The organism is Thermosediminibacter oceani DSM 16646 (assembly GCF_000144645.1).
Classification (GTDB): Bacteria; Bacillota; Thermosediminibacteria; order Thermosediminibacterales; family Thermosediminibacteraceae; genus Thermosediminibacter; species Thermosediminibacter oceani.
In genome coordinates, this window is sequence record NC_014377.1 from 1,957,953 (window position 1) to 1,978,484 (window position 20,532).

Consider the following 20,532-nt stretch of genomic DNA (forward strand, 5'->3'; position numbering starts at 1 on the left):
GTAACTACATGGAAAATAAAGTATCAAAGGAAATATTTAATCCCGTTGAAGAAAATATTAAAAAGCTTACCGAATTATTTCCTTCTGTTGTAAAAGATGGTCAGGTGGATTTTGAAGCTTTAAAACAAGAGCTTGGCCAATTCGAAGAATTAGGAAAAGAAAAATACGAGCTAACATGGCCGGGAAAGACACTGGCAAAACAGCTCGCTTTGACCGACATAGTTGGAAAAACATTAAAATATGTGCCCGAAGAGAGTAAAAACCCGGATACCACCGAAAACCTCTATATAGAAGGAGATAATCTGGAGGTTTTAAAACTACTCAGAAATTCGTACTACGGCAGGATAGATGTAATATATATAGACCCCCCTTATAATACTGGTAATGACCCACTTTATAGAGATAATTACTCTATTGATAAAAAAGAGTATGATATGAGCGAAGGTAATATTGATGAATATGGAAATAGGTTTATAATTAATGATAAAAATAACGGACACTTTCATTCAAATTGGCTAAATATAATGTATCCTATATTAAAAATTGCAAGAGAATTATTAAGTGAGAATGGCGCTATTTTTATATCTATAGATGATAATGAATACCATAATCTAAAACTAATTTGCAATGAAATTTTCGGCGAACAAAACTTTATAAATTCGATTGCTGTCAAAACAAAAATTGCTGGTGTCAGTGGTAGTCATTTAGGAAAAAGCTTACAAAATAATATAGAGTATATACTTGCTTACGCAAAAAATATTGAAAATTTCTATATAGCTAAGCAACCTCAAAAAAAGCAAGAATTAATTGAATACATAAATACAATGAAATTACTCAATAAAAGTTGGAAATATACTAGTGTCCTTAAATATATAGATGATGGAGAATTTGTTAAAAAAATTAAGGATGGCAACGGCGATGAAATATACGTATTTTCACATAAAGAATACGTTATTTCATCAATAAAAAGAATCGCAGAAGAAGAGTTTAATGGAGATATAAAAGAAGCGTATTATAATTATATTGATAAAATTTTTAGGACAACCAATGCACAGTCATCAATTAGAACACGCGTTATTGAAGAATGTTCCGATATTGAAAGTGACTTGATCAGCATCGAATACATACCTAAAAAAGGAAAAAATTGTGGAGAAAAAATTAGGTTATATTTCAAAGACAAATCCAGAAACTTAATCGCATGGTTGAAAGATGTTATCGAAATCGACAATGGAATAATTTATAAACTAGACAATAAGGGTAACTTATGGGATGATATAAACTTCAATAATTTAACTAAAGAAGGAGATATTAAATTTCCTAACGGTAAAAAGCCTGTTCAATTAATAAAAGATATAATTTCGATGGTTGCCAATAAAAATAGTATTGTTTTAGATTTCTTTTCGGGTTCAGCTTCAACTGCTCATGCTGTTATGGCACTAAATGCAGAAGATGGTGGTTCAAGAAAATTTATTATGGTTCAAATTCCTGAATTGATAAAACCAGATGATAAGGAAAAAACTGATTATGTAAAATATTTGGAAGAAGAAAAGATAAAACCTTTAATCACTGAAATAGGCAAAGAGCGAATTCGCCGCGCTGGAGAAAAAATTAAAGAAGAATTTAAGGACAAAGAATGGATTGACAAACTCGACATTGGCTTTAAGGTTTTCCGGGTGGCCAAAACCAATATCCGGTGGAATGACGATGTTATCAAGAGTGGCCCGATTACTCTGGAAGAAAGTACCCTTTCTTCCAAGGATGCGTTGGACTTTAATCCCGGTTTTACCGATATTGATGTAGTATATGAGATTATGTTGCGTCACCGGGATTTCCCGCTTACATCTAAAATTGAGAAGCTTACCCACATAGGTAATCGGACTTATATGTTCGCCGATAGTGTAGTAGTATGTCTCGAAGAAACAATTACCAGGGAGATCGTAGATAAAATAGCTTCTTTAGAACCAAAACCGATAAAAATTATTTTCCGGGATAGTGCTTTTGACGATGATATTTCCTTAAAATTAAACATTCTGCACCGGCTTGATACCCAGATAAAACTTTTTAACCAGGGGAAAGATCAAACCTACAGGGTAGAATTTATTTAAGGAGTGGGCTAAGAATGGCAAGTAAAATCATATTTAACTTTGACGGTGATCTACCATATCAAAAAGATGCCATTAACTCTGTAGTAGGCCTTTTTCGGGGACAAGACCGGGAGCTTGGGGATGTGATTTACCGTGCAAAAAGCAGGCAAATAGATTTGTTTGAAAATATTGTAAGAAATAAGCTAAATATCGGGAACAATGATATTTTGAAAAATTTACGGGAAATCCAGGCGCAAAATATGCTGTTTCCGTCATCCGAACTACAACCTGTCTATAACTTTACCATCGAAATGGAAACGGGCACCGGTAAAACTTACGTATATTTGCGGACCATCTTTGAACTTTATAGAGACTATAACTTCTTAAAGTTTATGATTGTCGTGCCCTCGGTAGCCATTCGCAAAGGGGTTGAAAAAAACATCGAAATCCTAAAAGACCACTTCAAAGCACTTTATAACGGCCTAGACATATCCAAATATGCTTTCGTCTACGAATCGAATAATTTAAATAAGCTTTTAGACTTTGTTGAGGCCCGGGACTTAAGGATTGTCATTATGAATATCCAGGCTTTCAACAAGGATAGCAATAAAATCCGAAAGGAAGATGAAACCGGACGGGTTTTGTGGGAATTAATAAAATACACCAGGCCAATTGTCATAATTGATGAGCCCCAGAGGCTCGAAGGAAACGGTAAAAAGAAGAGTGCATCTTTAAAAGCTATTGAAGAATTAGACCCTTTATTTATTTTAAGGTATTCAGCCACCCATAAAAAACTATATCACCAGGTATACAAACTTGATTCGTACCAGGCTTATAAACAGGATTTAGTAAAGAAAATCGAAGTTAAAACAGTTTACGGCAGCGTCAGTAAAGACTACCCTTATGTCCGCTATATCGAATTTACCCGGGACTTAAAAGCCAAAATTGAAATTTTCTATCGGGAAGCCGGCGGTCAGGTTAAACTTCGAACCTTTAACGTACAAAAAGGTGTTAGCTTTTACGAATTGTCTGGAGAATTACCCCAGTACAGGGATATGATTGTCCTGGAAGATCCCCATAAATTAAATGGGCTGAAGATAGGTCATGGAGACAGCATCTTAGTATTAAAAGAGGGAGAAAACAATTACAATCTGGACGAACTCGATATAATCAGAATATTAATTCGATTGACCATCCAGACACATTTCGCAAAGCAGCTCAAAATCCTCGAAAAAGGTTATAAAATTAAAGTGTTATCCCTTTTCTTCATCGACCGCGTAAAAAACTTCCGGGACAACGAGGCTCCTGACGGTCGAGGAATATATGCGCGGATTTTCGACGAAGAGTACGAAAAAGTAATTAAGGACCCCCGATACAACGTACTTTTTAAAAAATATCCGGATCTGTTCCCCGAATACCAGAACGTTCCAAAAGTGAGAGAAGGTTATTTTGCTCGGGATAAAAAAAATAATGAGACAGAGATAGAAGACTGGGACTGGGAAAAAGACGAAACGGAGGTAAAAGCTAAGTCCCAGGAAGATATTGAACGGGGAATACAGCTTATCTTGGAAAAGAAAGACGAATTAATTTCTTTCGAGGAACCATTGGCTTTCATCTTTTCCCACTCAGCCTTAAGGGAAGGCTGGGACAACCCCAATGTCTTCCAGCTATGCACCCTGAAAAAAGGAAGTTCGGATATTGCAAAAAAACAGGAGATTGGACGGGGCCTGCGGCTGGCGGTGGATATCTACGGCAACCGATGCTTTGATAAGGAAGTAAATGTCTTGACCGTTATTGCCAATGACTATTACGACCACTTTGCCGAAGCCCTTCAGAAAGATTTTAGCCAGGAAGCCGGGCTTGACCGGGAAGAAGTTACCTTTGATGTTATTTATCAAACTCTTGCAGACGCCGGAATACCGAAAGAACTGCTTGGGGTAAACACGGTGGAAGCTTTTAGAACGGAACTTGTTAATGCCGGGATTATTAATCCCAAAACCAACAAGCTAACCAAAGATGCAGCAGAAATTATTTATCATGAATTTTCCAATCAAACTTTTAAGCCTTTTCAGGAAGCTATTAAAGAAAAATTCGTAGAAAATATGAAGGCAAAAGGTAGTAAACGCATAGAAATCAAAAATGGCGATGAAGAGCCGGTGGAAAATGGTTATCACAGCTTCGTCACCGAGAAAGAATTCCAAAAACTTCTAAAGGAATTAAGGGAGAGAATAAACAAGAAAACAATCTATAAAGTAAAAATTGATAAGGAAGAATTTATCAAACAAAGTGTCGAAGAAATCAACAAACATCTTGTCTCAAAGTTTATCTACCGGCAATATGAAGTGGAAACCGGCGGTATAGATTTTAAAAAGCCCAGTGAATTTGAAATAAAAGATCCTTCTAGATATACGATTAATCTCGGAACAGAAGAAATTAAAATTATTAAAAGCGATTTTGAGATAATAAATTACCTAATGCAGCAAACTTTTTTACCCAGAAAAGCTTTAATCAGAATTTATTCGGCTTTAGAAAATAAAATCTTACTCCAAAAACAGGAAATTTTAGATGAAGTGATTAAAATTATTCAAAATAAATTAAAGGAATTTCAGGTTGAGAACATAGAATATGAAGTTTTGGACGGGTTTGTATTTGAAGAGAAAAATATATTTGCCGTAGATGAAATAGAGCAATGGATGTTAAATGAAAGCGCCAAAAAAGCATATAAAACAAAAGAAGAATACCGAAAAGCCCTCCAGAAATACATCCGGGTAGAAAGTGATGGCGAGTACGAATTTGCAAGAAGTCTTGATGATGACCCCGACGTCCTGCTCTTTACGAAATTAAAAAAGGGAGGACTTGTTATCGATACCCCTTACGGAAATTATACTCCCGACTGGGCAATAATTCATAAAGTTAACGACTATACGGCAAAGCTATATTTTATTGTGGAATCAAAATTTGATAAAGAAAGGGTTAATTTAACTGATGTGGAAAAAGCTAAAATTGAATGCGCCCGTAAACATTTTGCCAGCGTAGCCAGTGATGTGGTCTTTGATTGGGTTAATAGTTACAAAAAATTTAAAGAGGTGGTGAATAGAAGTATTCAAAAAAATAGTGTCCAGGGAGGAAGCTAAAAAAGGGAGCCGCAAGGCTCCTTTTAGATTTGTAGCTCAGATGGTTTAACAAAGTCATTCTTCACCAAACTTCACTATTTCTTTTGGCTGGTAACCCCACGGACAATGATATCTCGGTCTATTCCAAGTCCCTTCACTTTCAACTTGACCGGGGCAATTACCATATTTTTCACAGCGTATACACAAACTCATCATACGTGAAGACATAATTCTCGACTTCGTTTTGTATTTATTAGACGACTTTACTCTCGGCTTCAAGTCGTATTTGTCGTATTTGTTAAAAGTATCGTTTTCTTTTATTTTTACATCTAAAATAGCTCTCGTTACCGCAACATACTGCAGATTAATCTCGTTAATAAGGTCCGCATAATTCGGATCATCTTTTTTTATCTTTTCCATTATTTCCCCAATATCTTTTCCGTCTATCTTTGCGTATTCCTCTATAAAATTTTGGAGGCACGGAAAGTCATCTTCAACAACAATTTTGTCAAATTCCAAACCTTTGGTCGTATGGGCTGTGGCAAAAACGATATCCGCATTCTTACTGCACAGGGCTTCGGCTTTTCTTTTTATTTCGTCAATGTCGTATCGTTCAGCAATTTGTAAAGCCATGGAAATATCTTTATCAAAAGTGCTGCAGTACTTTATGAAATCATTAATTTTTTCGAAATTTTGTATCAAAGCGAGAAAGTACTCCGGAAGTTTTACATACCCTAAAAACTTGCCGTACTTATAGTAATTGATAATCTCACGGGCATAGACGGCGGGTAGAAAAATATCATCAAGTTGTCTTAAAAACTTGATTTCCTCATTAGAAGGAAATTCTTCTACAAGCTTGATAATCCTTGAATTGGTTCTGGTAATGAAAGCTGTCTTCCCGTTGCTTTTTCTTGCCACAGCCTTTTTGGGTTTAATGAAGTTCGTCTCTCCTTTATAATCTCGTAGTATCCTGTTAGCTTTAGCTGCTATTTCCTCTCCAAATCTAAAGGTCTCGGTAAGGTAAAAAATCTCAAAATCTTTATGTGTCAAATAGTTTCTCGTTCCTCGCCAAGAATAGATATTTTGATGCTTGTCCCCTACAATAACTTTCTTTTTAGCGGGAATGTGCATGAATATATCAAAAGTTACCGGGTTTGTATCCTGAGCTTCATCCAACAAAACGCCATAATATCCCTTAAAACGCCGCAGAAATCTATCAATGTTAATTTGAAAATATTTCAAATATAACTCGTGAACAAACATATCGTTTATCAAAGCGGCATTATAAATCTCTTGCAATTTTTCTGCAAGATCGCTCACTTTGACATTATTTAGGGCAAATCTATGATAAATCCATAACTCCTTGTCACCATTAATTAAACTATTTACAACCCTCTCATTTATCTCTCGTGCTGAAGATCTGCAATACGCTATTAAAAGTTTTCTTAAGAATGCAGCTAAGGGGTAATCGATATTATCGTAGTACTCCTTTATAAATTGTGTAAGCTCTCGCTCATCCTTTAGATGCCCTATATTTAGTTCCTCCTTAACGTAATTGTACGCTAGGGCATGAGTTGTGTAAATGTCAACATTCCCAAATCCTTTTAATCTTTCCCTCAACTCCTCGGCTATAGCTTTGTTAAAAGCCATCAGCAAAAGCTTTTTGTCCCTGTATCGGTCAACAATAAGTTCCAAAGTTGTCGTTTTCCCCGTTCCGGCAAATGCATTAATGCTTATCCTGTCCAATCCCCCCAAAGCCTCTAAGACCCTTTTTTGCTCCTCGGTCGGTTTTACCGAAGAATGCTGTTTATTAAAAAATTTAGCCTTCATATCTGGTATTATTTTTTCTTCTGGAATTATTCCGGCAGTCTTTTCCATAAATAGGTGCTTACCGATTGCGTCCGGAAATGCGAACGTCTTTATTTCTTTTTCCCCTTTAAATTTTACGTTTATATATTTTTCCTCACTCCCACGAAAATATTTTCTCTCAAGGGAAACAAAAATCCCTTCGCCGTAAACTTTATGATATAGCTTTGTTTGTGAAGGTATAAGCTTCCTAAGAAGCTCATCCTCTTTCTTTGTTCTAAGCTTTTCTTTAAATCTTTCATACGAATTAAAAAGAGACATAGAATAGCCTCCGCTGAATATGAATTAACTTTTTAGATAAAATTCGTTAATTTCAATTTTCTGATACTGGAAATAATAAATGATGGCCTGACTGCATTCTAAGTATTTTCGAAAGATAATTTTATTAACTACCATTTTTCACAACATCGTCTGGCGACGAAGAAAGGGCAAGAAGCCCCGCCGTTTCTTCAGGAGATATTTCTTCCACGTCCCGGAGTTTTCTGTCGATGGTCCGGGTCTTTCTGGATGCGTCTTCTATAACATTCTGGGCTTCCTGTAGCTTTTTGTTTACTTTCTCAAGCAGATCGCCAAATTTCCCTATTTCTGTCTTGACCGCTCCTAACAGCCTCCACACTTCTTCCGCTTTCTTTTCTATGGCGAAGATTTTAAACCCCTGCCGCAGGCTGCTTAATACAGCGGACAACGTAGTGGGCCCGGTTATCAGCACTTTGTACTCCCTCTGAAGGGTCTCGATAAAGCCTGGCTTCCTCAGCGCCTCTGCAAAGAGGCTCTCTGCAGGCAGAAACATTATAGCGAAGTCCGTAGTGTGAGGCGGGCATATGTATTTATCCTTTATATCCTTCGCCGATTGCTTCAGGCGGTGCTCCAGTTCCTTCCTTAACCTCTCACATTCAGCAGTGTCGCACCTTTCTTCTGCGTCTATTAGCCTTTCAAAGTCTTCCATCGGAAATTTGGTGTCAATGGGAAGCCACATGTAGTTTCCGGCGCCGCCGTTTTCCACCGGAATTTTTACGGCGAATTCTACCGTTTCACCACAGCCAGGTTTAACTCTCACGTTTTTCTCATACTGCCCGGGCGTAAGTATGTCTTCCATTATAGCCTCCAACTGCACTTCTCCCAGGATACCCCGCGTCTTTATGTTGGAGAGTACTTTTTTCAGGTCTCCGACGTCGTTGACCAGCGTCTGAACTTCACCCAAACCGTTGTGGACCTGCTCAAGCCTTTCGCTCACGAGCTTGAAGGATTCGGATATCCTGGCGTTTAATGTGGACTGGAGTTTTTCGTCGACGGTCTGCCTCATCTGTTCGAGCTTGCTGCTGTTCTCGTTCTGGATTTCCTTCAGTTTCGTCTCTATGGTATCCCTCATCCTGTTTAACCTTTCTTCGGTCTTGTCGGCAAGCGACGATACGGTGTCGGAAAAGTTCTTTATGAGATTCTGCTGGGACATGTTCATCTGGTTGATATTCGTAATGATCTTGCCTTCCAGCATACCTACCAAGTTTACCATTTCTTCTTTGCTTGATTTCATATCCTCTTTTATCAGTCCTTCAAGATGCTTCTGGTCGCTTTGAAGGGATGAAAGAAGCCGTATAAGTTCAGGGTCTTCTTTTTTCTTTGAAGCGGAATAATCGATAATACTTCCAGTATAACCAGGATTCAAAGGAGCAGGATCACTACATCCATCATCCAGCCTCCTTTTTAATTTTTTTAATCTTTATCGTTCGACGATCAAAATAAAAATAGCATCAGGATACTGCTATTTGACAGAAACTCTAATAGTTTGAAAATGAAGGAAATTACTGCTTTTTAATATTCGACATTTTATTCCAGATTCCTTTAAAGGAAATTAGAAATTACGGATATCTTAAATGAGGATGTTGAAAAAAAGGTTGTTCTAAAAAGGCAATATCAAGAACAAGAGAAAAAAGGGTAAGTTGCATAAACCTTGATTTTCAAGGCTTAGCACTTATCCCTTTCCAATCCGCCGTGGCTCAGCCAAGCATCACGGATTCTAGAAAAAAAGCGGAGTGAGATTTTCCCCGCTTACTCGTTTCTCTTTATGATGATTATATGCTCGTTGATATTAATATATAAACCCTACGTTAAGATTATGTATTCTTCATAATAACATTCTCTATAATATCCGCAACAGCTTCGCAAGCGTCGCAGCACTTTTCAAGATAATGATATGTCGTATCCCATGCTAATAATTCTTTATAATCCGTACAATTAACAAAAAGATCTCTAGTGGCTTCGGTATAGATTGCGTCCCCTTCCTCTTCCAATCTGTTGATTTCGACAATCAGTTCATGCAGTTTATTTGATTTGCGGAAGTTAGGAAATTCATTAAGGGCATCTTTTAATAAATATGGTTACTCACATTTTTCGTTATATTATATCACATTTTCTGTGATAAAATATAAGGGTCACCCCATTAATTGTTGAGGGCGACTCTATTACTCTGAGATATTTTCTTTTTTAATTTTTTTATTTCGACTTCTCCTCTTACACCTCTCTTTTTGATATTTTTCTCCTCCAAAACTTCAAACCCCAATTTTTCATAAAATCGAATAGCAGGTGTATTAGTTTTGGTTACTTCCAATATTATTGGCAGCCCTTTTTCTTTTAATTGATTAAAAATTGATGTCCCTATACCCCTTCGTTTATACGAAGGTAGGATTTCAATATGTCTTACATAAATGAATTCCTGATTAAAATCAATAGATAAATAACCAATTGACTCTCCATTATATGTAATGATGTAGTCTTTTCCAGGGCGAAAAGATTGTTTTAAATCCTCACGCTCAATTTCATCATTCCAACCACGTGTCACCGCCGGTGTATAATTGACCCAGGAGCAACGAAAAGGAATTGACCCACCCCCTGGCGAAATATCCCTCTGATACCAGCCAAAAGATCGGAGGGAAATAAGTGCTAGGGAGTGGATCTATTATCATGTTACACGAATTAAGAGCAATGGGCAAGAGCATCCGTGCAATTGCACGAGAAACAGGCCGTTCAAGGAATACGGTAAGAAAATACTTAAGGGCAGAGGGCATTCCCGAAAGGAAGCCGCATCCCAAAAGAGGATCAAAGCTCGATCCATACAAAGATACCATTCAAGAGCTCATAAATCTTGGTATATTCAATTGCGAAGTTATCTACGAAAGAATCAAAGAAGAAGGCTATACCGGCGGCCGCACTATCTTAAGGGACTATGTAAGACAATTTAGACCCCCAAAACAGGTTCCTGCCGTATGCCGCTACGAAACCAAGCCCGGCCAGCAGGCCCAGGTCGACTGGGGCGAATACACCTACATTGACGAGGAAACCGGCGAAATACGTAAGCTTTACGTCTTCGTCATGGTACTGGGTTACTCCAGAGCCATATACGTAGAATTCACAAACCGCTGCGACATACATACCTTCATCCGCTGCCTGATCCGCGGGTTTGAATACTTCGGCGGAGTGACCGACATAGTCCTTACCGACAGAATGAAGACCGTAATACTTGGCACCGGAGAAAACAGAAAGCCCATATGGAACTCCATCTTTGAAGACCTGGCTGTAACCCTTGGATTTACCCCTAAAGTGTGCAGAGCACGACGTCCACAGACCAAAGGCAAAGTAGAAAGCGGAATAGACTTTGTCAAAAGCAACTTCCTGCCGGGTAGGAAGTTCATAAACTACGGTGACTTAAACCACCAGGCAATAGTGTGGTGCGAAAAGAAAAACAGGAGGATTCACGGCACCACCGGGGAAAAGCCTATTGACCGCCTGAAGGAAGAAAACCTCAAACCACTCCCTGCCTCTGACAGATACCAAAAATTCCTTGAAGAAGTAAGGAAAGTCCACAAAGACGGCCTCTTGAGCTTTAACGGCGTAAGATACGGCGTTCCCTGGCAATATAGCGGAAAAGAGGTGGTTGTAAGGGACAAAAACGGCAAAATCGAAATCCTCTATGATGGGAAGGTGATAGCAACCCACGAAAAACATTATCGCTCAAGGACCATCGTTTTCCTCAAAGGTCAGTATAAGGGTCTAAAAGAAGCCGAAGGCATGTTCTATCCTAGACCGAGGGCTATCAAGTTATCTTCCCTGGAAGTTGAGAAGCGTTCTCTGGGGGTTTACGAAAGCCTCCTGGAGGTGGGCACAGTATGATAGACCTTGAAAAAGCTCGGTCCCACCTTGAAGAACTGGGGCTTTTAAACGCAGCATCTTTCCTTGACGCCCTCCTTGAAAGAGCTCAACGCCAAAATAGCACGTATCTTGATTTCTTAAATAACCTGCTCGAGGCTGAACTTGCTGAAAGGCAAAGGCGGAATATCGAGGTAAGGTCAAAACTTGCCCGGCTTCCATACCGCAAGACTCTAACCGAATTTGACTTTGCCTTCCAGCCCAGCATCGATGAAAAACTGATAAAAGAGCTTGCCACAATGGCCTTTGTCCACCGGGTAGAAAACGTAATATTTCTTGGCCCGCCTGGAGTAGGGAAGACGCACCTTGCCGTGGCTCTTGCTATAGAAGCCCTATCTTGTGGTATATCAGTCTACTTCACGAGTCTTTCTAGGCTCATTGAGGACCTCAAAAAGGCATATAAAGAAAGCCGGTTAGAAAGGCGAATGAGGATCTACACTAGGCCCAAGCTCCTTGTAATCGATGAAGTAGGCTATCTTCCATTAGATGGCCTTGGCTCGAACCTCTTTTTCCAGCTAATAAGTGCCCGATATGAAAAGGGGAGCATAATACTTACCAGCAACAAAGGCTTTGGAGAATGGGGGGAGCTCATGGGAGACCCTGTACTTGCTACTGCAGTGTTGGATAGACTATTACACCATGCCCACATAATCAACATAAGGGGCAACAGCTACCGCCTAAAGGACAGGCTAAAGACCGGGTTGTATGGTAACCAACATAATAATGCTTAAATTTAAAAAAAGCCAGGGTGGGTCAATTTAAAATCGCTGAAAATGGGTCAATTTAAATCCGCTATTGACACCACGGATTTCATCAACAAAATCTTTAAAGTTTGCTTTATTCAGTTGGAAGACAAAATCAAAATCTTCTTCATTTGCAATACGTAAGGATAGATTTACAGCCAACACAAAATCCTCCTCGATTAAACATAAAAATTCCCCACCGGTTTCTGGGGAAAAATCTTTGCAAAAATATAGAATTTTCTCTTGGAAAAACATATAGTGTCTGTGACATCCATCTGTCTCGTCTATTCCTCTCCTTTATTAGCTTCTTCAAGGTTAAGTCTTAATTGTTTTTTGCAAGAGGAAATTCCCCATTTTTGCAAAGGTTTTTCCCCAGGCACCGTGATATGCTCCCCTTGTAGTAGACAGTTGAAATAATAAAAACTGTTACTTCAAGGGGGGCATATTTTTATGAGTCGAAAACCAAAAGTTTCTTTTGAGCAAAAATTATCTGCTGTAAAAGATTATCTAGAAGGAAGGAAAACCCAAAGGCAGCTAGCAAAAGAATATAATGTTGACCATTCTTCAGTACGGCAATGGATTTCTAACTATCAAGCAATGGGAGAATCAGGATTAATTACTTCCTCAAAAAATACAAGCTATTCCCAAGAACTGAAATATACAGCAGTTAAGGAATATCTTTCAGGTAATGCTTCAAAACTAGATATATGCAAGAAATATAAAATTCGCTCAACAAAGCAACTATCCGATTGGGTTTTGAAGTATAATGGTCATGAGAGGCTAAAATCTTCGGGATCAGGAGGAAAACCAATCATGACCAAAGGACGTAATACCACATTGGAAGAACGTATAGAAATCGTAAAATACTGTTTAGAGCATAACAGAAACTACATTGAAACCGCCGAGAAATATCAGGTTTCCTATCAACAGGTTCGCAGTTGGGTAATAAAATACGATAAATCCGGTGTAGATGCCCTAATTGATAGAAGGGGCAAACGCAAATCTGAAGATGAATTTACAGAGATGGATAGGTTAAAAGCCCAGAACAAGCTTCTGGAAGCAAGGAATAGGTGGCTTGAAATGGAGAACGAAGTCCTAAAAAAACTCCAAGAAATAGAAGGGGGGCGGTATTAAGCCTGGTTAAGCATGAAGAAATATACCTGGTTATCCAGATGCTTTTAGAACAAAAACACTACCCTGTTTCAGCTCTATGTAAAATCACAGGAATCAGCAGATCTGCCTACTACAAGTGGAAACATAGGGAAAAAAGCCAAAATGAACTTCAAAATGAGAAGCTGCTTGTTCTTATCAGGGAAGCATACGAGGAAAGAGATGGTATACTAGGTTACAGGCAAATGACAATCAAGCTTCGCCGTGAACATCAACTTAAGGTTAATCATAAACGAATTTATCGACTGATGAAAGTAATGGGTTTAAAATCAGTATGCAGGAAAAAGAAATATAACTACATAAAGTCAACTCCAGAAGTTATCGCAGAGAATGTACTAAATCGGGATTTCAAGGCAGAACATACATGTGAGAAATGGCTTACGGATGTAACGGAATTCAAATATGGTAATGGCCAGAAAGCATATCTTAGCGCAATTCTTGACCTTGCAGATAGAAGCATAGTATCTTACGTTATTGGCCATTCAAACAACAATGCACTTGTGTTTGAGACTTTTGATTTGGCAGTTGCTAGCCATCCTGATGCAAAACCCATCTTCCATAGTGACCGTGGCTTCCAATATACCAATAAAACCTTTAAGTCAAAACTGGATAAGGCAGGAATGACCCAGAGTATGTCTAGGGTAGGCCGCTGCATAGATAATGGCCCTATGGAGGGATTCTGGGGAATTCTGAAATCGGAGATGTATTACTTACATAAGTTTGATGACTATGATAGCTTGAAAAAAGCGATTGAGGAATACATAGATTACTACAATACAAGGAGATATCAGAAACGTTTAAAATGCATGACGCCAATTGAGTATCGCAACTATCTTGCCGGTATGCAGCATAAAGAAAGCACCAACCATTTTTGATTGGTGCTTTAAATAGATTTTATATTATTTCCACTGTCTACTTGACAGGGGGCAGTTCACCGGTGGGGAATTTTTATGTTAACTTAATTGCCTCATGAGTGATTGCCTCATCCGGTAGCTTTGACCATCAAAGATCAATAGGTAACTGTGGTGTATTAGCCGGTCAATCATTGCTGCTGTCATCTGCTCATCGTAGAAAATGCTCGCCCAGCGGCTGAATTCCAGGTTAGTGGTAATTACTACACTGCGACGTTCATAGCAGTCCGAAATCACCTGAAAAAGTAGCTGCGCTCCTTCGCGGTCCAAAGGAACATAGCCCCATTCGTCGCAGATCAGAAGATCTGGTTTGGAAAGCTGTTTCAGTAACCCGGAAAGTTCACCTCCCTTCCGGGCTTCCACCAGCCGGTTTACCAGCGCTGCAGTGCGGAAAAACTTTACGTTGTAGCCTTTTTTACAGGCCTCCACACCGATGGCGGTGGCAAGATGGGTTTTGCCGGTTCCCACGTTGCCGTAAAGGATCAGGTTTTTCTTTTCTTCGAGAAATTTGCAATCTTTTAGGTCCTGCGGTGTAAGCCCCTGCGGGAGTTTGATTTCATCGAATATGTAGCCGGCAAAGGTCTTTATCGTGTAAAAGCCCGCATTTTTCAAAAGCCTGTCCTTTCGGCTTGCGTCTCTGTGCTCCAGTTCTAATCTTAGCAGCTTCAGCAGGTATTCTTCATGGCTTTGAGCCTCGATCTTGTCGCAGTTTTCCACTAGATTGCGGCTGAGTTTTAATGCTTTACAGCAGGCGGCGATTTCGTCCTTCAGCATAAATTGGCACCGCCTTTCAGAAAGGCTTTGTCATAGTCTTCTGCATTGAAGCGGAATGCAGTGAGTTCAGGAACCCCTTCCGGAATCTTTACCGGCTCCAACTGCGGGGTTATACCCGTTATCCTGTTATGGATGGCTACGAGGCTGTCTAAATCCTGCACTCCGTAAAGGAGAGCCTCGGCTACAGCGTTCACAGCCTGTTCAAAACTGCTTTTGGTACAAAGCACAGCCAAAGCCTTGAGCGCTTTGCCGCGCTCACTTTTGCTTAAGCCGTCGAGGTATTCCCGGAGTGGGTCCGGCAGCATGCTGTATATTCCCGAATACTTAAGGGCTCCCGGACAGCGGGAAAGCTGGGTAAGATATGGCAGCCAGTCCATGCTTTCTTGCTTGTTGTCCCCGTAAAGCCGCCGGTGGCGCACGATTTCCCGGTGGCTCTCATCCAGCGGTATGACCTCATGGGCTGTTATCTTTACAAGCACCCGGCTGTTGGCGTATTTGGGGGCGGTAGAGTATAGGTGCTTTCCACCGTTCAAGCTGAATTTGGCGTAGGCGTTGGTTTTGACTGTTATGTAACCGGCTACCTCGTAAGGAACGGTAGGCAGCTCAAGCAGAGCCTTACGGTCTTCATTAAAAAGTTCGGCTATGGATGCTTCCTTCCGGTAGTGTTCGCGGTGCATGTCCTGGTCGCATAATCGTAAAAGTTCGCGGTTAAAATCCTCTAGTCTTTCAAACCTGGGGACCGGAACTAGAAGGTTACGTCGGTGGTATCCCACCTTGTTTTCCACATTACCCTTTTCATGGCCGGAAGCAGGGTTACAGAATACCGCTTCAAAACCATAGTGCTGCTTGAACCTCAGGAAGGCGTCGGTCAGTTTGCGCTCTCCATTTTTCGAGAGTTTCACGATAGTGCTGGCGTTATCAAACCATAGCTTACGGGGTACTCCCCCCAAGTGTTCAAATATGTCCTTAAGTCCCTGAAACAGGCATTCCTGGTTTTCTCCCTTGAAAAGCTGGGTATATCCTACGTTACTGTAGGGAAACGACAGGTTCAGATAAAATCCGTGATGCAGCGTCCCGTTTTCGTAAAAGTCTGCCTCACCGAAATCCACCTGCGCTTCACCCGGGATATGTTCCAGCGGCAGACGACATGAGTTGTCCTGGTACAATTCTTTTTTTCTCATGGCTACGTAGCCTGCTACGGTGCGGTAAGAACAGTTAAACTTATCTTGGTATTTTTCACAGAGCCTGTCATAAATCCTTTTGGCGGTATGCCTCTGCTTTTTGCGAGCTTTTTTATCTTCTTCAAGCCACTGATCTATATCCGCCTTGAAAGGGTCGAGTTTTGGGAAGGTATGTTTAACTTCTTCAACTTTAACCCTGGTGTTCCAGTCTTCTTGATAAATATACTTGCGTATAGTTTTTCGGTCTTTTTGGAACTCCCGGGCTATCTCGCTGATATTTTGCCCTTTCATAAAGAACGCTTTTCTGATATTATCAATATGGGTCATTGTGAGCATCCTCCAATCCTCCCTTGCAGTTAAGATTTCCCTAACTACAAGGGTAAAGGTTTTTAGGGGTGCCTGCAATGACCTTTGCAAATTTGGGGATTTTTGAGTTGCAAAAGTGGGGATTTTATTTTGCAACTCTGTCCATTTTAATTATGCAATAAACAGTCTTAATACTATAATAAACCCATCGAGTATCTGGTGACTCATTTTGAAACCTTTATTAAGATAGAATTTTAACGCATTATCGTTTCCATTTGATACAAAGATAAAGATATCGCTTATCGACTTAAATGATCTCAACCAATCCATAGACTTTTCAAACAAAACGCTGCCGATGCCCTTATTGCGATAACCTTCTTTTATATAAATCTGCGAAAGACAACCTACGTCATGACTCTTTACAGAATCAAGGTCAAAGAAGGAATCACAGTCTAACGTAGCAAAACCCTTAGAATATATCTCCTTTGGTGAAATATTGCTGTACGCGTATCCGATAATTTCATCACCATCTTTAGCTACTATTATATAGTTAGCTTTAGCACTCTTGATGGATGGAATCATTCTAGTTTCAAAACGCATGTTATCAAAAAACTCAGGGTGGATATGTGCGATTGATTTTTGATAAGCCATTAACTCATTGCACAAATCCTTAATGCAAAAAACATTATCTTCGGAAATAACTTCATAACGGATACTCATGTTGATCCCCCTTTTAAAAATGAATTGAAGACATATTTTGATTAATCTATCAGTTTTCGGTATAATTATATCAATTACAACGATTATAACAAGTATGCAGTATTTTCTGCCTAAGTAAGATAAAACTGAGTATTGGAGTGATCTTTATGTATAAAAATAGCTTCGACAACTGCCCATTAACATTTGCTTTAAACCTCATCGGGGGAAAGTGGAGATTACCTATAATTTGGGCATTAAGTAAAAATGGCACTATGCGATATAACGAATTAAGAAGGAGTATTCATGGAATCACCAACATGATGCTAACCCAATCGTTGAGGGAATTAGAGCTGTACGGCATTATTAGCCGAAAGCAATATATGGAAATACCGCCTCGCGTTGAATATTTCTTGACTGATAATGGAAAAAATCTTATTCCGGCTCTTAAAGCACTAGCTCATTGGGGCAAGGAAATGAAAACGTTTTTTTTGCATAACCAACCGCCTTTACAGCATAAATAGCCGCATGAATAGATGAGTTGCTACATGAGCGGTTGCTGCTGCATGTCCGCAAGCGCGAGCAGCAGCAACTGCTGACTCATCAAAAGCGTTTCTTGCGGCAGCATGATATGCTAATGCGGCTTTACGAGCACACTTGGGATTTTGCATTTTCAACTACAGAACGTTTACTCATTTTCGTCACTCAAAATCTCTACAAATCCCTGGTTTCCATCCACACGAATCCTTTGTCCGTCTTTAATTTTCTTTGTGGCATCATCCACGCCCACCACGGCGGGAATTCCGTATTCCCGGGCAACCACCGAACCGTGAGTCATCAGGCCGCCGGCCTCTGTAACAAATGCTTTAGCTGATTGAAACAAAGGAGTCCATCCGGGATCGGTATGAGGAGCAACGAGAATTTCGCCTTCATTGAGATGGGCTTCTTCCGGTTTCAAAACGATCCGGGCCCTCCCTTCAACCACTCCAGCAGAAGCCGGTGTTCCGACAAGCGCCCCTTTGGGAAACACTCCTTTTCTGGTGGAACCCGTTACAATCTCTCCTTCACTTGTCATCACTTTAGGTGGCTTCAAGGTTTGATACCATTCATATTTTTCTTTGCGGTCAGCAACAAGTGTTGAGACATTTTGATTGAGCTCTCCTTTTGAGAGCTGAATTAATTCGTCAAGAGTCAAGAAAAACACATCCTCTGCATGCTGTAGAACTCCTTTTTTTACCATTTCTTCCGCTTCAGCCATAATCACTTTTTTGAATTCATCCAAAATCAATGTAACCAGATATTTGGGGTGCTCCCGAAGTGCACCCATATAGCGGTATACCTCGATAAGACGTGTAATCAATTTGGACTTAAAAGGATTACGTCTCACACGATCCATAATACGCTGGGCCACTTCTTGGGCTTCTTTTTCTCCTTGAATAAATTTTTGCCTATGTTCTCCCGGTTTTACACTGCGAATGTGTCCAAGAATGGCAGGAACCAGTTGAGTCGGCGCTTCACGCCAGCGTGGCCTTGTCAGGTCAATTTCACCCGGGCATCTGTGTCCGTATTTAGCGATGAAATTTTCAAAGGCTTGTTTAAACCTCTCTCCCCCACGTACGCTTAAGAGCCCTTCATAAAAGGTTTGGTCATTTGCATGTTTCAGATACTCCTCAACTTCGGGCAGTTCCCGAACCAGATCGGCCAAATCGCCAATCTTTAGTCCCATTTCACTGGTGACATTTCCTGGAAGTGATTTATTTAATTGATATAGTTCTTTAACATCCCCTAGCGCTTTCTTTAACAAAATGAATGAAATTAGGAAACAGGCAATATATGGAAGAAGGTTTGTCAACAAATCCTTAGCAAATGTACTTAATTGAGATTGAACCTCTTCCAGGCGCCTTGATCCACTTAACCCCTGCAAAGCTTCACGGACCTCTGTAAATTTTTTCTGGATATAACTTTCAACCTTGTTTTTCGCTAATTTTGGGTCACGCTTCCAAAGATTTTTCCACACCTCTTTTATGATGAGGAGAGCAAAGCGACATGCTGATTTAACAAACCCCGGTTTAGGAGGAACTCGGAGAAACTCAGGTCGCTGAATGACTTCACTAATGGCGCTGCTGACCGCTTCATCGATATTATTTAAGGCTTTAGGTAGAATTCTTTCTTCCCAGCTTGGTGCGAAGCAGATCCGTAGGATCAATAAAAAGACGTCCCCCTGCTTCTAAAAAAACATTTTTAGGAAAAATGGTTCGTAACACTGAAAGTCCCAACGGTTTCATTGCATCAGTCATCATTTGTGCATGGCCGAATGAGATCATGACACGGAGCGGTTCTTGCGGAATGTCAGGCAGAGGATATAGCGACGTAATCGGCCGGCTTTGCACAACAAAAATCTTTCCGTTTTCAATACAGAACTCAATATCTTGCGGAAAGCCAAAATGCTTTTCGATTCTCTTTCCCAGTTCAGCCAGACGTAAAATTTGGTCGTCTGTCAGGGCTTGTTTAGTTTGCTCAACTAGAGGCAGGTCTTTTTTCACCGTACCTCCTTCCGGCAAGGGGTAAATCGCGATTTTCTTTTCCGATATGTTCTTTTGAATGATTTTACCGTCTTTCACTTTATACAAATCCGGGGAAACCATTCCGGATACAATGGCTTCTCCCAATCCGAAACTGGCATCGATTGAGACCACCTTTCGATTGCCATTCACAGGATCGGCAGTAAAGAGAATACCTGACACTTGCGGATTCACCATCCGTTGTACTACGACAGATAGATAGACCTGACGATGATCGAACCCATTTTTCGCCCGATAGGAAATCGCGCGATCGGTAAATAAAGACGCCCAACATTTTCGAATACGGTGAAGCAGTTCATCCTGCCCCTTAATGTTCAGATAGGTGTCCTGCTGACCTGCAAATGAAGCTGTGGACAAGTCCTCAGCCGTTGCACTGGAACGGACGGCAAAAGCATGCTCTTTCCCCACCGATTCCCATGCTTGAACAATTTCCCTTTTTATCTGGGCAGGGATCTCTAATTGCAGTAAATGTGTGCGGATCTGCTCTCCTAACTTCCGCAATTGATTTAAATTATTCGGGTCCATTTGGTTTAGTTCATCTAACAGCGAATCCATTTCGGGGCTAGTGGCAATAAAGTCTTTATACGCGTCTGTTGTCACACAGAATCCACCTGGTATTGGAAAGCCTGCCTTACTCAGTTCACCCAGATTTGCTCCCTTTCCCCCGACATAAGGGAGACTGAAACGATCTACTTGTTCAAAAAATAATACATAAGATTTCATTGATCGGTCACCTTCTCTGTTCTTTTTTCGTCTTAAGTGACTGATGGATAAAAAAAAAGAATAAGTGGCGTAAGCCCTATTAGCTGCATTTACAAGTGCAACATTACTGGAACTTCAATTATTGGTCCAACAACAGCAGCCATCGCCTGGCCGGAACCTAAGCCAAAAACTGCAACGGCAAAG

The 20,532-nt window shown here is 40.2% G+C and carries 16 protein-coding genes and 1 pseudogene; 7 read left to right on the forward strand and 10 right to left on the reverse strand.

All coding sequences use genetic code 11. The features are described 5' to 3' along the window. The first annotated feature begins 8 nt into the window (after positions 1-8). Both TOCE_RS09795 and TOCE_RS09800 read left to right on the forward strand, forming a co-directional pair. Positions 9-2,105, forward strand: coding sequence for a site-specific DNA-methyltransferase (locus TOCE_RS09795; RefSeq protein WP_013276694.1), 2,097 nt, complete (start codon positions 9-11; stop codon positions 2,103-2,105). 14 nt (positions 2,106-2,119) lie between these two features. Beyond that, positions 2,120-5,218: a restriction endonuclease gene (locus TOCE_RS09800; protein WP_013276695.1), complete on the forward strand. Its 3,099-nt coding sequence runs from the start codon at positions 2,120-2,122 to the stop codon at positions 5,216-5,218. A 54-nt stretch (positions 5,219-5,272) separates the two neighbouring features. Here TOCE_RS09800 and TOCE_RS09805 read toward each other — a convergent pair whose 3' ends face one another. The 4 genes from TOCE_RS09805 to TOCE_RS11990 form a co-directional block, all read right to left on the reverse strand. Then, positions 5,273-7,324, reverse strand: a complete 2,052-nt coding sequence (locus tag TOCE_RS09805) for a UvrD-helicase domain-containing protein (protein ID WP_013276696.1) — start codon at positions 7,322-7,324, stop codon at positions 5,273-5,275. Positions 7,325-7,448: 124 nt separating this feature from the next. Next, on the reverse strand, positions 7,449-8,594 hold the full coding sequence (locus TOCE_RS09810; RefSeq protein WP_223156819.1) for a DNA recombination protein RmuC: 1,146 nt from the start codon (positions 8,592-8,594) through the stop codon (positions 7,449-7,451). 580 nt (positions 8,595-9,174) lie between these two features. Next, positions 9,175-9,381, reverse strand: a complete 207-nt coding sequence (locus tag TOCE_RS11985; protein WP_148218482.1) for a DUF47 domain-containing protein — start codon at positions 9,379-9,381, stop codon at positions 9,175-9,177. Between the two features lie 119 nt (positions 9,382-9,500). Further along, positions 9,501-9,899, reverse strand: coding sequence for a GNAT family N-acetyltransferase (locus tag TOCE_RS11990; protein ID WP_187286570.1), 399 nt, complete (start codon positions 9,897-9,899; stop codon positions 9,501-9,503). A 98-nt stretch (positions 9,900-9,997) separates the two neighbouring features. On the opposite strand from TOCE_RS11990, the gene istA (TOCE_RS09815) reads away from it, so the two are divergent. Together istA (TOCE_RS09815) and istB (TOCE_RS09820) are read left to right on the forward strand one after the other, a co-directional pair. Next, positions 9,998-11,227 carry an IS21 family transposase gene (gene istA, locus TOCE_RS09815; protein WP_013275027.1) on the forward strand — a complete coding sequence of 410 codons (1,230 nt, stop codon included), beginning with the start codon at positions 9,998-10,000 and terminating at the stop codon, positions 11,225-11,227. Next, positions 11,224-11,994 carry an IS21-like element helper ATPase IstB gene (istB, locus tag TOCE_RS09820; RefSeq protein WP_013275028.1) on the forward strand — a complete coding sequence of 257 codons (771 nt, stop codon included), beginning with the start codon at positions 11,224-11,226 and terminating at the stop codon, positions 11,992-11,994. The genes istA (TOCE_RS09815) and istB (TOCE_RS09820) overlap by 4 nt, the downstream gene beginning before the upstream one ends. A gap of 27 nt (positions 11,995-12,021) precedes the next feature. On the opposite strand, the gene TOCE_RS12335 is transcribed toward istB (TOCE_RS09820), so the two are convergent. Further along, positions 12,022-12,168 carry a hypothetical protein gene (locus tag TOCE_RS12335; RefSeq protein ID WP_013276698.1) on the reverse strand — a complete coding sequence of 49 codons (147 nt, stop codon included), beginning with the start codon at positions 12,166-12,168 and terminating at the stop codon, positions 12,022-12,024. Positions 12,169-12,456: 288 nt separating this feature from the next. Between TOCE_RS12335 and TOCE_RS09830 the strand changes: the two genes are divergently transcribed. Together TOCE_RS09830 and TOCE_RS09835 are read left to right on the forward strand one after the other, a co-directional pair. After that, positions 12,457-13,140, forward strand: a complete 684-nt coding sequence (locus tag TOCE_RS09830) for a helix-turn-helix domain-containing protein (RefSeq protein ID WP_013276699.1) — start codon at positions 12,457-12,459, stop codon at positions 13,138-13,140. A 26-nt stretch (positions 13,141-13,166) separates the two neighbouring features. Next, positions 13,167-14,051, forward strand: coding sequence for an IS3 family transposase (locus tag TOCE_RS09835; RefSeq protein ID WP_281054657.1), 885 nt, complete (start codon positions 13,167-13,169; stop codon positions 14,049-14,051). Between the two features lie 78 nt (positions 14,052-14,129). Here TOCE_RS09835 and istB (TOCE_RS09840) read toward each other — a convergent pair whose 3' ends face one another. The 3 genes from istB (TOCE_RS09840) to TOCE_RS09850 all read right to left on the reverse strand — a co-directional run bounded on the left by istB (TOCE_RS09840) (position 14,130) and on the right by TOCE_RS09850 (position 17,068). Beyond that, complete coding sequence (istB, locus tag TOCE_RS09840; RefSeq protein ID WP_013275115.1) at positions 14,130-14,861, reverse strand: IS21-like element helper ATPase IstB; 732 nt, start codon at positions 14,859-14,861, stop codon at positions 14,130-14,132. After that, complete coding sequence (gene istA / locus TOCE_RS09845; RefSeq protein ID WP_083768529.1) at positions 14,855-16,369, reverse strand: IS21 family transposase; 1,515 nt, start codon at positions 16,367-16,369, stop codon at positions 14,855-14,857. The genes istB (TOCE_RS09840) and istA (TOCE_RS09845) overlap by 7 nt, the downstream gene beginning before the upstream one ends. Before the next feature lie 150 nt (positions 16,370-16,519). Continuing rightward, positions 16,520-17,068, reverse strand: coding sequence for a GNAT family N-acetyltransferase (locus tag TOCE_RS09850; RefSeq protein ID WP_013276702.1), 549 nt, complete (start codon positions 17,066-17,068; stop codon positions 16,520-16,522). Between the two features lie 146 nt (positions 17,069-17,214). On the opposite strand from TOCE_RS09850, the gene TOCE_RS09855 reads away from it, so the two are divergent. Continuing rightward, a complete protein-coding gene (locus tag TOCE_RS09855; protein ID WP_013276703.1) occupies positions 17,215-17,568 on the forward strand; it encodes a winged helix-turn-helix transcriptional regulator in 354 nt (117 codons plus the stop codon). Here TOCE_RS09855 and TOCE_RS12960 read toward each other — a convergent pair. Beyond that, positions 17,554-17,715 carry a putative immunity protein gene (locus tag TOCE_RS12960; RefSeq protein WP_425358482.1) on the reverse strand — a complete coding sequence of 54 codons (162 nt, stop codon included), beginning with the start codon at positions 17,713-17,715 and terminating at the stop codon, positions 17,554-17,556. The genes TOCE_RS09855 and TOCE_RS12960 overlap by 15 nt on opposite strands. 17 nt (positions 17,716-17,732) lie before the next feature. Then, positions 17,733-20,349 (reverse strand): annotated as a pseudogene (locus tag TOCE_RS12965) (phosphoenolpyruvate synthase). Positions 20,350-20,532: the final 183 nt, after the last annotated feature.